This is a genomic window from Proteus sp. CD3, from assembly GCF_008808075.1.
Classification (GTDB): domain Bacteria; phylum Pseudomonadota; class Gammaproteobacteria; order Enterobacterales; family Enterobacteriaceae; genus Proteus; species Proteus appendicitidis.
In genome coordinates, this window is the sequence record NZ_CP019686.1 from 3,871,005 (window position 1) to 3,887,696 (window position 16,692).

General features: G+C 39.8%; 10 protein-coding genes. 5 read left to right on the top strand and 5 right to left on the bottom strand.

Going from position 1 to position 16,692, the window contains the following annotated elements; genetic code table 11:
- Positions 1 to 37 precede the first annotated feature (37 nt).
- Both cytR and priA read right to left on the bottom strand, forming a co-directional pair.
- Positions 38 to 1,069, bottom strand: coding sequence for a DNA-binding transcriptional regulator CytR (gene cytR / locus BTA34_RS17280; RefSeq protein WP_100157721.1), 1,032 nt, complete (start codon positions 1,067 to 1,069; stop codon positions 38 to 40).
- Between the two features lie 305 nt (positions 1,070 to 1,374).
- Positions 1,375 to 3,576: a primosomal protein N' gene (gene priA, locus BTA34_RS17285; RefSeq protein WP_151436600.1), complete on the bottom strand. Its 2,202-nt coding sequence runs from the start codon at positions 3,574 to 3,576 to the stop codon at positions 1,375 to 1,377.
- A gap of 203 nt (positions 3,577 to 3,779) precedes the next feature.
- Here priA and rpmE point away from each other — a divergent pair, with 203 nt between their 5' ends.
- Positions 3,780 to 3,992 (top strand): 50S ribosomal protein L31, encoded by a 213-nt coding sequence (rpmE, locus tag BTA34_RS17290; protein ID WP_151436601.1) that lies wholly within the window; start codon positions 3,780 to 3,782, stop codon positions 3,990 to 3,992.
- 135 nt (positions 3,993 to 4,127) lie between these two features.
- Here rpmE and metJ read toward each other — a convergent pair whose 3' ends face one another.
- Entirely contained in the window at positions 4,128 to 4,445 is a 318-nt protein-coding gene (gene metJ, locus BTA34_RS17295; RefSeq protein ID WP_006534139.1) for a met regulon transcriptional regulator MetJ, read from the bottom strand.
- Between the two features lie 282 nt (positions 4,446 to 4,727).
- Here metJ and metB point away from each other — a divergent pair, with 282 nt between their 5' ends.
- From metB to ppc, 3 genes are all read left to right on the top strand, one after another.
- Positions 4,728 to 5,888 carry a cystathionine gamma-synthase gene (gene metB, locus BTA34_RS17300; RefSeq protein WP_151436602.1) on the top strand — a complete coding sequence of 387 codons (1,161 nt, stop codon included), beginning with the start codon at positions 4,728 to 4,730 and terminating at the stop codon, positions 5,886 to 5,888.
- A gap of 9 nt (positions 5,889 to 5,897) precedes the next feature.
- Positions 5,898 to 8,336, top strand: a complete 2,439-nt coding sequence (locus BTA34_RS17305) for a bifunctional aspartate kinase/homoserine dehydrogenase II (RefSeq protein WP_151436603.1) — start codon at positions 5,898 to 5,900, stop codon at positions 8,334 to 8,336.
- Between the two features lie 932 nt (positions 8,337 to 9,268).
- Positions 9,269 to 11,905 (top strand): phosphoenolpyruvate carboxylase, encoded by a 2,637-nt coding sequence (ppc, locus tag BTA34_RS17310; RefSeq protein WP_151436604.1) that lies wholly within the window; start codon positions 9,269 to 9,271, stop codon positions 11,903 to 11,905.
- Positions 11,906 to 11,988: 83 nt separating this feature from the next.
- Here the strand turns inward: ppc and phrB are convergent, their stop codons facing one another.
- Complete coding sequence (gene phrB, locus BTA34_RS17315) at positions 11,989 to 13,416, bottom strand: deoxyribodipyrimidine photo-lyase (RefSeq protein WP_151436605.1); 1,428 nt, start codon at positions 13,414 to 13,416, stop codon at positions 11,989 to 11,991.
- A 10-nt stretch (positions 13,417 to 13,426) separates the two neighbouring features.
- Complete coding sequence (gene proP / locus BTA34_RS17320; protein WP_151436606.1) at positions 13,427 to 14,929, bottom strand: glycine betaine/L-proline transporter ProP; 1,503 nt, start codon at positions 14,927 to 14,929, stop codon at positions 13,427 to 13,429.
- A gap of 719 nt (positions 14,930 to 15,648) precedes the next feature.
- Here proP and BTA34_RS17325 point away from each other — a divergent pair.
- Entirely contained in the window at positions 15,649 to 16,662 is a 1,014-nt protein-coding gene (locus BTA34_RS17325) for a LysR substrate-binding domain-containing protein (protein WP_151436607.1), read from the top strand.
- Positions 16,663 to 16,692: the final 30 nt, after the last annotated feature.

Here is a 16,692-nt window from a genome sequence, read left to right on the forward strand (position 1 = left end):
TCACAAACGATATGTTACTTAACATAGTGTGTTTTGCCTAGCTTTTAAGCCGACAGACACTCTCTCTTATAATTAGCTCACAATCTAATAAGCGAGAGCCGGGTGCAACAGGTCTACCTTGTAGTTGATCGAGTAATAACAACATAGATTCACGACCAATTTGATAACGAGGTTGCTCCATTGTTGTCAGAGCAGGTTCGCTATAGCGAGTGATATCAAGATTATCAAAACCAATCACAGAGAGATCTTTAGGTAGCTCTAATCCTAATTTTTTCGCCTGCCACATAACGCCAATGGCCATAATATCACTATGACAGAACACGGCTGTCGGTGGCTCCGGTAAAGAAATCAGTTTTTTCAGACTTTCTGCACCGCTTTCATGGGTAAAATCACCACGAATAATATAATCTTCGCGTAAAGGTACACCCGTTCTACGCATGGCTTGAATATAGCCTTGCAAACGATAACGACATAAAGGCATATCTTCAGGGCCTGTAATACAGGCAATACGCTTATGACCCATTTGCTGTAAATAGTGTGTTGCTCTAAAAGATGCCGTGAGATTATCAATATGCACGGTAGGTAATTCGAGTTCAGGCGCAAACTCATTTGCCATGATCATCGGCGGTAAATTTTTCTGTTCTTCTTTGGAAACATCAAAGGGGATGTGTGAGCCAAGAAGTAACATACCGTCAATTTGTTTGGTGATAATGAGATTAATAAAGGCATTTTCATGTTTTTGCTGATGTTTACAATCACCAATTAACACGAGATAACCATGTTGTGCAGCGGTTTCTTCAATACCACACACAACATCAGTAAAAAACGGATCGCTGATGTTAGGTACGATCACAAGGATCGTTTTTGACTCGTTACGCTTAAGATTTTTTGACAGGTTATGTGGGTAATAGCCCACATCAAGAACAGCCTGTTCAACTTTCTGACGGGTTTGTGAGGATACTTTTTCCGGATTCATTAAAGTACGTGACACAGTTGCTGTGGACACGCCGGCTGCAAGGGCAACATCTTTCATTGTTGCTTGCGTATTATCTTTATTATTCTGTTGCAAACCCCATACCTCCCTTTTGGATGGTTTAGTTAAACGATTGCTTTTTTATTGCAAAAAAACCGCCAATATTCAAAAAAGGATTTTATCGACGGTTTTTAATTCAAGAAATATTCTAAATTGTTATTCTACCCGCTTTTTAAATAGATACTGTTACCTAGTTTGCATAAAAAGTGTGATACCAATCGTTTTTATGAGGTAGTTCGCAAAATTGATAAATAGTCTTGAGGCGTAACCAGTATTTGGTGGAATTTGGCTCTCAAGATAAAATCGATCAAAAGATATGCAAAAATATCCAAAAGAGAGTATCAACAATCTGTCGGATCCACATCAATATTCCATTTCACTTTTTTACTTTCAGGTAAAGCCACAATCTGAGGATAAGTGACAGACAGTAATTTTTGTAAATAACCCCGCGAAGGATGCTGGAGCAATAATTGCCAACGATAATTGCCTCCTCGTTTAGCTTGAATTGCAGGAACTGGCCCCATTATCCATAAATTGGCATCTCGCATTGGGTGTTGTTCAAAAAACTGTTTGAGCTGTCGTAAGAACTGAGGCGCACGCTGATTATTGTGATCTTCAGAGCGGATCATAATATGGCTAGAATAAGGCGGTAAAAAAGTCGCTTGTCGCTCCTGTAAAGCCTCTTTAGTGAAAGCGTCATAGCCTTTTTCTAATAATGTCAGTAATAGAGGGTGATCAGGCTGATGGGTTTGTAAATACACCGCGCCTTGTTTACCCGCACGACCTGCTCGACCTGATACTTGTATATAAAGCTGAGCAAAGCGTTCGGCTGCACGAAAATCACTGGAGAAGAGAGCGCCATCCACATCAAGTAAAGCCACTAAGGTGACATCAGGAAAGTGATGCCCTTTGGCTAACATTTGTGTACCGATAAGAATACGTGAGCCACCTTGATAAATATCTTCCAGTTGTTGCTCTAAAGCGCCTTTGCGACTTGTTGTATCTTTATCAATTCGCGTCACTGGTGTATCAGGAAATAATTCACCAATCCCTTGCTCAAGTTGTTCTGTTCCTAATCCTACGGGGATTAAATTAGTGGAGCCACATTGTGGACATTGTGCTGGAATGCGTCGCTGGCTATCACATTGATGGCAACGTAACATGCCATGTTTTTGATGGATAGTATAATAGTGATCGCAGCGAGGGCATTCTGCTATCCACCCACATTCATGGCATAGTAATGTAGGTGAAAATCCTCGGCGATTTAAAAAGAGCATCACTTGGTTACCCGCATTAAGGTGCTCTTTTATTGCTTTGATCAGAATGGGAGACAGCCCCGTTGTCAGCGGTTGCCCTTTTAAATCAATTAAATGCTCTGTTGCGGGTTTTGCATTACCTGCACGCTGAGTTAGGGTGAGTTGTTGATATTTCTTTTGCTCAACATTAAAACTGGTTTCAATTGATGGGGTTGCAGTTCCCATCACAATAGGAATATTTTCTTGTTTTGCACGGAAAACGGCGAGATCACGCGCATGGTAACGCCAGCCATCTTGTTGTTTGTAAGAGCCATCATGCTCTTCATCGATAATGATAATACCAAGATGCTGAAAAGGGGTTAGCAGTGCCGAACGTGTACCGATAATAATGGCATTATCACCTCGTTTGGCTCGTAACCAAACGGCTAAGCGTTCAGTATCATTTAATCCTGAATGAAGCACATCCACAGGCGCATTAAAGCGGGCCTTAAAACGACGAATTGTTTGAGGAGTTAAGCCAATTTCAGGCACCAGTACCAGTGCTTGTTTACCTTGTGCGAGAATTTTTTCTAACACACTCAAATAAACTTCTGTTTTGCCTGAACCTGTAATACCCAATAATAACCAAGGTGAGAATTGATCGGCCTGTGCGGTGATTGCACCTACTGCAATAGCTTGTTCTGTGTTTAATTTAAAACGTTCGCCTTGAACCGCAAGATCATTGTGCCAATGTATGGGGGCCGGTTGAATAGGGCGCAGATCCGCAAACTCTTTCTTTTTTAAGTTATTAAGTGTTGCAGTCGTTATCTCAAACTCATCAAGTTGATGGCGATATAAAGGTGTACGGCGAAGGGCTGCTAATGCTTGCTGCTGTTTTTTCGCCCCTTTTAAACTATTGAGGTCGAGATTAATCCCTTCTTCAGTCGCATACCATTGCCATAATGGTGTGAATTCTGCGGGTTTTCCTTGTCGTAATAAAATCGGCATAGCATGAAATAGCACTTCCCCTAACGGGTAGTGATAATAAGCCGATGCCCAATTTAACATATCCCACAAAACACCCGGAAAGAGTGTTTCGCTATCAAGGATCTCATCAATTGGCTTTAGCTTTTCGATAGGAAACTCGCTGTGTGTACTAAGCCCTTTGACAATACCAAGAGAGCGGCGTTTATTACCAAAAGGCACGATCACTCGGCTGCCGATAACAGGCGCATCGATCCCTTCTGGTAACAGATAATCAAAAGAGGAGAATAGTGGTACAGGTAAAATTACCTGAACTATGGTCATATCAGGGTTTCCGAGAGTTTTAGCGAAAAGATGACGTTAAGAATATCACAAAAAGTGTGCAGATTTCATTGCGCGTTTAGTGGATATTCTGTATGATCCGCCCCCTTTGGTAGATAAATTACCAAACACTTAATTTCAATCAACACGACGTGTGGTGTTCGGCTGTGGGCTGAATGGCGACACGGCCTTAGTAGAGGTTTTCCATGAAAAAAGATATCCATCCTAAATACGAAGAAATTACTGCGTCTTGTTCTTGCGGTAACGTTATGAAAATCAACTCCACTGCAGGTCATAACCTGAATCTGGACGTTTGTGACAAATGCCACCCATTCTATACTGGTAAACAACGTGATGTTGCAACTGGTGGTCGTGTTGATCTGTTCAACAAACGCTTCAAAATTCCAGGCAGCAAATAAGATATTTGTTGTCACGAGATGTCAGCTTAGTCTGGCATCTTGCAGACAGTTCGGAATTGAAAAAAAGCCCAAAGTTTTTTGCTTTGGGCTTTTTTGTTCGTGTTAATCAAGCAATCAGTCAAAAGCTGACGCTGATTAATACTCCCAAGTATCGGGATCAACCCCGCGCTGGCGCATTATTTCTTTTGCCTCTTCAGGGATTTCATCGTTACGTTCTTTACGTAAGTCTTCATCATTTGGGAGAGGCTGTCCGGTAAATGCGTGCAAAAATGCTTCACACAATAATTCACTATTGGTTGCATGTTTTAGGTTATTAACCTGACGGCGAGTGCGTTCATCAGTCAAAATTTTTAGCACTTTCAATGGAATTGAAACTGTAATTTTTTTAACTTGCTCACTCTTTTTGCCATGCTCAGCGTAAGGGCTGATATATTCACCGTTCCATTCAGCCATGGATTACCTTAATTAATATCATTTAGTTGAAGTCAGAATAGGGTTAACCCACATTCTGATGGGCAATACCAGTTTATCATGACTTTTCTAAAACCACCGACTCTTCTGGCTGAAGGTGAGAGAAAAAGTAACAGTCACTGGTGATATCCTTAATTTGGGTATTATTCCATTACTTAATCTATCCGTAAAGGAGTTTAGATGGCTAGATGTATTGACGTCTTGGTGTCTAATTGGATATGCTGTTGCAGATTTCTCCACTTATCGCTGTGACAAGGTGCCTGTATGACGAAGAAAACAGCAACAATTGCTATCCATAATGGGCTAAATGAAGACACTCAATTTGGTTGTGTCGTACCGCCTATCTATCTTTCTAGTACCTATAATTTTTTAGAATTTAATCAGCCTCGTGATCATGATTATTCTCGTCGAGGTAATCCAACGCGTGATATGGTGCAAAAGACATTAGCCGAGCTAGAAGGTGGAGTGGGGGCAGTTGTCACTAGCAGTGGAATGTCAGCTATTCATTTAATTTGCACGGTTTTTCTAAAGCCTGGCGATGTGATTGTTGCGCCTCATGATTGTTATGGAGGAAGTTATCGTCTTTTTAACAGCCAACAAGAGCGTGGCGCTTACCGTGTGATTTTTGTTGATCAAAATGATGATATTGCACTTAAGCAGGCTTTAGCGCATCAGCCTAAAATTGTTTTTATCGAAACACCAAGTAATCCTCTTTTAAGAATAACGGATATTCAAAAAATCAGTGAGCTTGCTCATCAACACGGTGCATTAGTGGTTGCTGATAACACTTTTATGAGCCCTGTCTTACAAAAGCCGTTAGCATTAGGCGCTGATATTGTTGTCCACTCATGCACAAAATATCTTAATGGACACTCAGATATTGTCGCTGGTGTTGTTATCTGTCAGTGTCAGAAACAGCTTGAGGAGCTAAGCTGGTGGGCGAATAATATTGGCGTCACATCTGGCGCATTTGATAGCTATTTATTATTACGAGGCATAAGAACATTAGTACCTCGAATTCGACTTCAGCAAGAAAATGCACAGGCATTAGTGGCGTTTTTACAAACACAGCCATTAGTCGAAAAAATGTATTACCCCGCACTGGAAAATCATGTTGGCCATCAAATAGCAAAAAAACAGCAACAAGGTTTCGGTGCAATGTTAAGTTTTGAGTTAAAAGGGGGATTAGATGTGATTAAACTCTTTTTATCTCAATTAACACTCTTTACACTGGCAGAATCTTTAGGTGGGGTAGAAACCTTAATTTGTCACCCTGCCTCCATGACCCATGCAGGTATGTCAGAAGAAGCGAAAAAAACAGCAGGGATCAGCCCCTCATTACTTCGTATCTCGGTGGGTATTGAAGATAGCCAGGATTTAATCAATGATTTGCAAAGTGCGTTTGATGCAGCAACTAAAAGGTAACCATGGATCATGAGCGTAGTGGCGATTAAACAACAGGCGGAGCCGATTTGCCGTCAGTTACATAAATTCGGTGGTAGCAGTCTTGCGGATATAAAATGTTATCAACGTGTCGTGAATATCATGACGAACTATAGCCAACCTAATGACCTAATGGTGGTTTCTGCGGCTGGCTCTACAACAAATCAGTTGATTGACTGGCTAAAACTTAGCCAAAATGATCGCATTTCTGCCCATCAAGTTCAGCAAACGTTGCGCCGTTACCAGTTATCTTTAATTGAAGGATTACTTTCGAAAGAGAATGCAGAATTACTTTCTCAAGCCTTTATTGCAGATCTTGAACGCTTAAGTTATTTGTTAGATAAACCTATTACAGACGCAACTTATGCAGAAGTTGTTGGTCACGGTGAAATTTGGTCTGCAAGATTAATGGCTAATTTGCTTACAGAACAAGGTTTACCTAGTGTGTGGTTAGATGCGCGAGAGTTTTTGTGTGCTGAACGAGCGGCTCAGCCACAAGTCAACGAAACGTTATCTCGCCCATTACTCCAACAATTATTAGCTAAACATCCTGAAAGCCGTTTTGTTGTCACTGGTTTTATTAGTCGCAATCAACAAGGTGAAACGGTCTTATTAGGTCGTAACGGTAGTGACTACTCGGCAACTCAAGTGGGTGCTTTAGCCGATGCCGGTAAAGTCACCATTTGGAGTGATGTTGCGGGTGTTTATAGTGCAGATCCTCGCAAAGTAAAAGATGCTTGTTTACTACCCTTGTTGCGTTTAGATGAAGCGAGTGAATTGGCTCGATTAGCCGCCCCAGTTTTACATACGCGTACACTTCAACCCGTTTCAGGCAGTAATATCGATTTGCAACTTCGTTGTAGCTATCAACCAGAACAGGGTTCAACTCGTATAGAACGTGTTTTAGCATCAGGAACGGGCGCTAAAATCGTTACTAGCCATGATGATGTTTGTTTGATTGAACTCCAACTTTCATCTCATCAAAATTTCGAACAAGTAGCGAAAGAGGTTGATGAATTACTTAAGCGCGCACAAATTCGTCCTTTAGCTACTGGCGTGGATAAAGACAGCCAGCTTTTACAACTTTGCTATACCAGTGAAGTGGCTAATAGTGCATTAGATGTATTACAAGATGCCGTTTTACCGGGTAAATTACATTTACGAGAAGGTTTCTCATTAGTGGCTTTAGTGGGGGCGGGGGTTTGTAAAAATCCATTGCATTGCCATCGTTTTTATCAACAACTTAAAGACCAACCGGTTGAATTTATTTGGCATGCGGAAGATAACATCAGCTTAGTAGCGGTATTGCGTAATTATACTGAACATTTGTTGCAAGGTTTGCATCAAACATTATTTAGAGCTGAAAAACAAATTGGTTTAGTGCTGTTTGGTAAAGGGAATATTGGTTCACGTTGGTTAGAATTGTTTGCTCGAGAACAAGAGCCTTTATCAGCGCGTAGTGATTTTGAGTTTATTCTTGCGGGCGTGGTCGATAGTCGCCGTAGTTTACTGGACTACCAAGGAATTAATCCTAGTCGCGCTTTGGCTTTCTTTGATAACGACGCGACTGAACATACGGAAGAATCACTCTATCTTTGGATGAGAGCGCATCCTTATGATGATTTAGTGGTTGTTGATATTACAGCCAACGAGTCTCTTGCTGCTTCTTATGAAGATTTTGCTAGCTATGGTTTTCATGTTATCAGTGCAAATAAAATTGCTGGCTCCGCTTCAAGTTTACGCTATCGTGCCACACGAGATGCTTTTTCTAAAACAGGTCGTCATTGGTTATATAACGCCACAGTGGGTGCAGGTTTACCAATTAATCATACAGTGCGTGATCTGCGTGAAAGTGGTGACACTATTTTATCAATTAGTGGTATTTTCTCTGGCACGCTTTCTTGGTTATTCTTGCAATTTGATGGCACCGTTCCTTTCAGTGAGCTGGTGGAACAAGCTTGGCAACAAGGATTAACAGAGCCTGATCCACGAATTGATTTATCAGGGCAAGATGTCATGCGTAAACTGGTTATTCTTGCTCGTGAAGCGGGTTATGACATCGAGCCAGAGCAAGTACGAGTTGAATCTTTAGTACCTGTACAAGCTGAAACCGGTTCGCTAGAAGAGTTCTTTGATAACAGTGCATTGATTAATGAACAAATGGCACAACGATTAGCGGCTGCAAATGAAATGGATATGGTATTACGTTATATCGCCCGTTTTGATGCTAATGGTAAAGCAAAAGTGGGTGTTGAAGCAGTGAGAAAAGATCATCCTCTCGCTTCGTTATTACCGGGGGATAATTTATTTGCGATTGAAAGTCGTTGGTATCGTGATAATCCGCTTGTGATCAGAGGACCAGGAGCAGGCAGAGATGTGACCGCTGGCGCAATTCAGTCAGATTTAAACCGCCTTTCTCAATTACTGTAATTTAATTTTTTCTCTTTTATAAAGATTATCAGCGGGTTATTTTCTGCTGATAATCTTTTGTCATTTTTGTGTCATATCACCCAATTTTTTTAATTTCTTTGGCTATACTTAATTTATCTCTAGTCACAAAGGAGCGATTGATGTCAAAAGTAGTAAGACAGATTGTCCCACTAAGAAATGAAATGACGGAGGTGAACCATCAAGCTAAAGAGAACTTTTGTCAGTAGCTCATGATGTGAAATTTAAGCGTCTTGAGTGGAAGTTGAAGTGGAAGTTGAAGCATGGTTACAACGTGTTAGAACGTTATTTAGAGTACAATTCGATTAACCACATTATTTACAACAGACAACCTAATTTACTGAAAGACAATTTGTTATTCTTAATTTAAAGCGCTGATATTCAGCGCTTTATTCATTTTTATCTTATAAAAATTCTAATCGGGAAAATTTAATCTAGTAAAAATGCAAAAGAGAGGAAAAATAAGGAATGAAAGAGAAACATGAGTTATAGCGCATCCATAAAATAAGCTAAAAACCAAAAAACAGACCAGACAATTTATCAATATTAAAAAAAATCATCTAAATTTCTCGCCAGATAAATTTTCACGTATCTCCTTCTTTTTAGTAAAAAACTCTTCGTAGTGAATAAGAAACGAAAAAATGTCCTTATTCTTAATAAAATTGAGCTAGAACAGCATGAATATTAGCCATTCTTATAAGACTAAAGCCGTAATTAAATTTCAGAAAAATCCCCCAAAACGATTATTTTCTGATATGAATAGTAGGCTAAGTAAAAAAAGCAGTGTGGCTTATCACAAAAATCAAAATAAAGTCACATTAGAAATGAAAGTTAATTACACAACTGGGAGGACATGACTTTTCTACTAGGAAGAAGCATGTTGTTACCGCCACAAAGACAAGGTCAGGAGTCTTATGAATCAACAATATTCTGCGATGCGTAGCAATGTCAGTATGCTTGGCAAGCTACTTGGAGATACGATAAAAGAAGCACTCGGTGAAGAAATTTTAGATAAAGTTGAATCTATTCGAAAATTATCTAAATCGTCACGAGCGGGTAATGAAGTTCAGCGACAAAAACTGTTGTTGACGTTGCAAAATCTCTCTAATGATGAATTATTACCTGTTGCTAGAGCATTCAATCAATTCTTAAACCTGACGAACGTGGCAGAGCAATACCATAGCATTTCGCCTCACGGTGAAGCTGCGAGCAATCCTGTGGCATTGGCAAAACTGATCACCCGACTAAAAGATAAGAATTTTACCGACGAGCAATTAAAAGAAGCTGTAGAGCAAATCTCTATTGAGCTGGTATTAACGGCACACCCAACCGAAATTGCACGTCGTACACTTATTCATAAGCTGGTTGAAGTGAATACCTGTTTATCTCAACTGGATCACGATGATTTAGCCGATTATGAACGCACAAACATCATGCGCCGTCTACGCCAGTTAGTGGCTCAATCGTGGCATACCGATGAAATTAGAAAAATCCGTCCAACCCCAATCGATGAAGCAAAATGGGGCTTTGCGGTGGTTGAAAATAGCCTATGGGAAGGTGTTCCAGCTTTCTTACGTGAATTTAATGAGCAGCTTGAAGAATCGATAAATTTTAACTTGCCAGTAGAAGCATCACCAATTCGCTTTACCTCATGGATGGGCGGTGATCGTGATGGTAACCCAAATGTGACAGCAGAAATTACACGCCATGCTTTACTGCTAAGCCGTTGGAAAGCTGCCGATTTATTCTTAAATGATATTCAAGTCCTAGTTTCAGAACTTTCAATGACAGAAAGTACACCTGAACTGCGTGAATTAGCGGGTGGCGCTGAAATTGCAGAGCCTTATCGTGAAATTGCTAAACAATTGCGTACACGCTTACAAGTGACTCGTGATTATCTAGAGCAACGCATTAAAGGGCAGCAGTCGTTACCACCAGAAGGCTTATTGATTGATAATGAAGAACTTTGGGAGCCGTTATACGCGTGTTATCAATCACTAACTCAATGTGGTATGCGTATTATTGCCAATGGGCAACTGTTAGATACGTTACGCCGTATTCGTTGTTTTGGCTTACAACTGGTGAAACTGGATATTCGCCAAGAAAGTACCAATCACACAGAAGCGCTCTCTGAATTAACACAATATTTAGAGCTTGGTGATTATGCAAATTGGTCTGAAGAGCAAAAACAAACATTCTTACTTGAAGAGTTAAACTCTAAACGTCCACTGATCCCAACAAATTGGCAGCCAAGTGCAGCGACTCAAGAAGTATTTGAAACTTGTCGCGTCATTGCACAATCACCTAAAGATTCTATTGCCTCTTATGTGATTTCAATGGCAAAAGTGCCTTCTGATGTATTAGCTGTAAAACTATTACTGAAAGAAGCTGGTGCGAATATTCGTTTACCTGTTGCTCCTTTATTTGAAACGCTTGAAGACTTAAATAATGCTGAAAGCGTAATGACCCGTTTGTTTAATATCCCTTGGTATCGTGATCTAATTGATGACAAACAAATGGTGATGATTGGCTATTCAGACTCTGCAAAAGATGCGGGTGTGATGGCAGCATCATGGGCGCAATATCGTGCTCAAGATGCATTAATCAAACTCTGTGAAAAATCAGGCGTAACATTAACGCTATTCCATGGACGTGGTGGTACGATTGGTCGTGGTGGTGCGCCAGCACATGCAGCTTTACTTTCTCAACCACCAGGAAGTTTAAAAGGTGGTCTGCGTGTGACAGAACAAGGCGAAATGATCCGCTTTAAGTTCGGATTACCACAAGTCACAATCAGCAGTCTTGCTCACTATGCTGGTGCAATCTTAGAAGCCAATTTATTGCCACCACCAGAGCCAAAAGCGCCTTGGATTGAGGTCATGGATTCTTTGTCTGACGTTTCTTGTGCCATGTATCGTGACTATGTGCGAGGGCAAGAAGACTTTGTTCCTTACTTTAGAGCGGCAACGCCAGAAGGCGAGTTGGGTAAACTACCATTAGGCTCTCGTCCTGCAAAACGTCGTCCTACCGGTGGTGTTGAAACCTTGCGTGCTATTCCATGGATCTTCGCATGGACTCAAAACCGTTTAATGTTACCTGCTTGGTTAGGTGCTGGTGCCGCATTACAACATGAAATTGATAGCGGAAAACAAGCGGTATTAGACGATATGTGTGAGAACTGGCCGTTCTTTAATACACGTATTGCGATGTTGGAAATGGTGTACGCTAAAGCGGATTTATGGTTAGCGGAATATTACGATCAGCGTTTAGTCGAAGAGCGTTTATGGCCATTAGGATCTAAATTACGTCAGCAACTTTCTGATGATATTAAGAGTGTTTTGGCAATATCAAAAGATGAACACTTAATGGCAGATTTGCCATGGGTTGCTGAATCTATTGCACTACGTAATGTATATACCGATCCATTAAACGTACTTCAGGCTGAGTTGTTACAGCGCTCTCGTACACATAGCGAGTCAGATCCTCGTATTGAACAGGCGCTAATGGTTACTATTGCGGGTATTGCTGCCGGTATGCGTAATACAGGCTAGCGTCATCAGTATTTAGCAATAAAAACAGCGCTTAATAACAGCGCTGTTTTTTTGTTTTTTATTTCTTATCTCTGATATCGGTTTTATTTTTTTGCTTCTTCATAAGACTCTATCGCTCTTACTCGTGCTTTTGCGTGATCAACAATGGGTAATGGATAATCAAGAGAATTATTGGTTTTTGCTGCCCACTCATGAGGTGTATGAATATAGCGATTCGGCACATTGGCGAGTTCAGGAAGCCAATGGCGGATAAATTCACCATCAGGATCGAACTTACGACCTTGGGTAGTAGGATTAAAAATTCGAAAATAAGGTACGGCATCAGTTCCTGTTGATGCAGCCCACTGCCAACCCCCGTTATTTGATGCAAAATCACCATCAATCAGTTGTGACATAAAATAACGCTCACCCCAACGCCAATCAATTAATAAGTCTTTGATAAGAAAACTTGCCGTGAGCATACGTAAGCGGTTATGCATCCAACCTGTTTGATTAAGCTGTCGCATCGCAGCATCAATAATAGGAAATCCCGTAGCGCCTTGAGTCCAAGCATTAAATTCATCTTGGTTGTTACGCCAATTGATTTTTTCTGTCCAAAGCTGAAAAGCAATGTGTTTGCATAAATTGGGATTTGCCACAATTAAGTGTTGGTAAAATTCTCGCCAAATAAGTTCATTAAACCAAACAAATGCACCTGATGTGTTGTTTTCTAAGAAATCAGGTTCAGTTTGGTAAAGGCGATTAAAACATTGCCGAATAGACAGTAATCCAATCGAAAGATAGGGGGATAATCGGCTGGTGCCATCAACTGCAGGAATATCTCGCCATTTTGCATAATGTGGGACGCTTTCATAACAGAATTGTTTTAAGCGTTTAAGTGCCTCTTCTTCAGTAGAGATAAAAGAGAGCGAGCTTGTATTTTCAAGTGAAAATAGCGGTGCCTTTAAAGGTGATACCGTTTTTTGATGCGCCCTGATCTCTGGGATAGGCAATGAAGCGTTATTTTGTGAAAAAAAGAGCCGCAAGAATGCATTTCTAAAGGGAGTAAAAACTTTATACATCTCCCCTTGTTGGGTGATTACATTACCCGGCGGAATAAATACATTGTCATGATAAGCATAAACGGTTGTCTTATTCTCTAGTAACTCAATGACTTTTTTATCACGGCGTTGTTCATTAAGAGCATATTGGTGATTGAAAAAAAGCGCAGTGACTTGATGTTGTTGGCAATACTCAGCCACTTTATCGGCCGCATTTGAATAAGTATCACTAATCACGACAGTCAGTGGAATATTGAGTTTTGCCAGTGATGTTGACAGATCTAGCAAAGCATCATGAATAAACGCCTGACATGACAAAGCCATATTGTGGGCTTTCCATTGTTCAGGCGTTACGGTGAAAATAGCATGCACCTGTGCTTGTGTATCTTGGCAAGCGTTAAAGAGTGCCTTGTTATCCGTCACTCTTAAATCATTACGAAACCAAACCAAATGAACAGAAGACGGGTGCATGTAACCTCTCTTAATCTAATTTAGGATGTTGATCGATAAGTGCTTGGCGTTTTTTCTGTAATGTCTCAATTTCAGCTTCAATATCTTCAACTCGTTGCTCGATATTATCATAATGCTCAGACAGAATTTCTTTCGCCTCTGATCTGTCTGATGCCGCAGGGGTTGCACCTCGTAACGGTTTATTTGCGGTTTCAATCATCTTAATCCCTGTGATCAAACCGACAACCGCAACAATCATCAGATAATAAGCAGGCATATATAAATTACCGGTTGCTTCAACTAACCAAGCGGCTGCCGTTGGTGTTGCACCTGCCACTAATACAGAGATATTAAATGCAATAGCTAATGCACTATAACGAATATGCGTTGGGAATATGGCGGGTAAAATCGATGCCATTACCCCAGTAAAACAGTTGAGTAGGATCGCAAGAATTAATAATCCTAAGAAAATTAAGCCGATTTCATCACTGTTAATCATCATAAACGCAGGGTAAGCAAGGACAAACAACCCGATGCTACCACCGATAACAAATGGTTTACGGCCAACTTTATCACTCAATAACCCGATGACAGGTTGTACAAACAACATCCCTATCATAATCGCGATGATGATCAGTACACCGTGATCTGCCGAATAATTTAAGTTATGAGATAAATAACTCGGCATATACGTTAATAACATATAGTAGGTCACGTTAGTGGCAATCACTAAACCGACACACACCGTTAAGCTTTTCCAATATTTTGATGCGATTTCACGTAATGAAACACGCGGTGGATTTTCGATAGATTTACGATCATCGCTGTTCATTTCATCAACATGCTGTTGGAATGCAGGCGTTTCTTCTAAAGCATGACGTAAATATAAGCCAATAAGACCTAATGGTAATGCTAAGAAGAACGGGATACGCCATCCCCACTCATGGAATGCTGTTTCTCCAAGGATAGTAGAAATCAGTACAACAACACCTGCACCCAGAACAAAACCAGCAATAGAACCGAAGTCTAACCAGCTTCCCATAAATCCACGTTTACGGTCTGGTGAGTATTCAGCAACGAAAATCGCCGCGCCGGAATATTCACCACCAATGGAGAAACCTTGTGCTAATTTAGCCAGCAATAATAAAACGGGTGCCCAGATCCCAATAGTTTCATAAGCAGGAATAAGACCAATGGCAAACGTACTGAGTGCCATAATAATGATGGTGACAGATAACACTTTCTGACGACCAAATTTATCCCCTAGCATCCCAAACACAATGCCACCTAATGGTCTTACAAGGAAAGGTACAGAGAATGTGGCAAGGGCTGCAATCATCTGTACGCCCGGAGATGCGCCAGGGAAAAACACTTGACCTAAAACATAAGCGAGGAAGCCGTAGACACCGAAGTCGAACCATTCCATGGCATTACCTAACGCCGCAGCGGTAATGGCTTTTTTCAGCTTACTATCATCAATAATTGTTATATCATTGATTTGTAATGGTTTATTTCTTTTCTTCTTCATTTTCATATTAAGTGACCTTTTATTAAGGTATTCGTAATTTCTTGTTATTCAATTAATTAAAAGAAATGAAGTGACTATTTGTTAGCGAGAGGAGTAAGTAATAAAAGTTCACTAAAAAACAGCTTACTTCTACCTATTTTAAATAGTGATATTAAGCTAATAGATAAGAGAATATTTATTAAGTATAGATGAGATTAAATAAGATTTTAGGAAGTTTTTTTTGTTGTTTTGATATAACAAAACATAGCCTCTAGTATTAAAATGTGATCGTTATCATAACGTAATTCTGCTTTTGTGTAAAATTTGCAGTGCGAGAGATTTTAAATTTACGTTAAGTGAACTTAAAATTTCGAAAAGAAAAATTAAAAAACAAGATCTATTTTTATCATAAATAACAATCGGTTAATTTGATTTATCGTGTTTTTTGATACAGGCTAACGCATTTGTATGGGTATTATGCATAATACAAAGACCGAAAGGTAAATAGAAAATAATAACACCTTATTTTACTTTATTATTCTTTCGAATAGTGAAGATGAAAATGTGGATAATAGAATAGATCTCGCTATTCTTATTATTGATTATATCAAGATAGTATCGAAATAGTATGACGGGATATCACGACAGAGATAGTAAAGATAGCCTCGTCCTTACCCGTATTAGAATAACAACTTATAAATTTAATAATTAACCGCGCATTTGTGCAAATGAACCCAGGTACCTCTATGAACATTAATCAACTGAAAAGCTTTGTTGAAGTCGTGAAAAATAATTTCAACATTACTAATGCAGCTGAAAAACTTTATACCTCACAACCGACAATCAGTAAGCAACTAAAAATATTAGAAGATGAATTAAGTGTGTCGCTGTTTGTGCGTAAAAATAATAACTTATTAGCATTAAGCCCTATGGGTAAAGAAGTCCATAAAATTGCTTGCGATATCCTTGGGCAAGTTGACCGGATCAAAAGCATTGTGGCTGAAGAAGATCGTAATAAAAAAGTTGATTTACATATTGCGACAACACATACACAAATTCGTTATTCATTGCCGAATGTGATTGATCACTTTCGTCGTTATTACCCTAATATCTCGCTACATTTTCATCAGGGCGCACCGGCTCAATTAGCGGAAATGGTTAAAAATGGAGATGTGGATTTTGCGATAGCGACAGAATCTATGCACCTTTATGAAGATCTCATTACACTGCCTTGTTATCGCTGGACGCGTAGTTTATTGGTTCCTTATGATCATCCTCTTGCTTTATTGAAAGACGATGAGCAGGTTACTATCGAGCAGATGGCAGAGTATCCACTGATTACTTATGTTTTTGGTTTTACGAGAGGATCTAAATTAGACAAAGTCTTTTATAAAAATAATCTTAAGCCTAAGGTGGCGTTAACCGCGACGGATACAGAGATTATTAAATACTATGTTAAGCGACATTTAGGCATCGGTGTTATTGCAGCCGCTTCATATGATGAAACAGAAGATAGTGGCGCACTAAAATGTATTAATATCGATCATTTAGTGCAACCAAGTTATACCCATATTTGTGTTAGTAAACATACCCATATGAAAGATTATATGCATGAGTTTATTTCTCTCTATGCCCCCCATATTGATAGAAATATTATTCAGATGCCAGATCAATGGGAAACACAATGGCACAGTAAAGAGGTCTATCAGGGATTGCCTGATTTGCGTTCTGTAAATATTAATAATATCGCGACAGAATAAGAATAGAAGCAGAATAAGAATAAGCCTGTT

Coding starts and splice junctions, on each gene's coding strand:
- proP (WP_151436606.1), bottom strand. CDS start 14,929: ATGAAAATGAAGAAGAAAAGAAATAAACCATTACAAATCAATGATATA.
- BTA34_RS17325 (WP_151436607.1), top strand. CDS start 15,649: ATGAACATTAATCAACTGAAAAGCTTTGTTGAAGTCGTGAAAAATAAT.
- rpmE (WP_151436601.1), top strand. CDS start 3,780: ATGAAAAAAGATATCCATCCTAAATACGAAGAAATTACTGCGTCTTGT.
- metB (WP_151436602.1), top strand. CDS start 4,728: ATGACGAAGAAAACAGCAACAATTGCTATCCATAATGGGCTAAATGAA.
- phrB (WP_151436605.1), bottom strand. CDS start 13,416: ATGCACCCGTCTTCTGTTCATTTGGTTTGGTTTCGTAATGATTTAAGA.
- priA (WP_151436600.1), bottom strand. CDS start 3,576: ATGACCATAGTTCAGGTAATTTTACCTGTACCACTATTCTCCTCTTTT.
- metJ (WP_006534139.1), bottom strand. CDS start 4,445: ATGGCTGAATGGAACGGTGAATATATCAGCCCTTACGCTGAGCATGGC.
- BTA34_RS17305 (WP_151436603.1), top strand. CDS start 5,898: ATGAGCGTAGTGGCGATTAAACAACAGGCGGAGCCGATTTGCCGTCAG.
- ppc (WP_151436604.1), top strand. CDS start 9,269: ATGAATCAACAATATTCTGCGATGCGTAGCAATGTCAGTATGCTTGGC.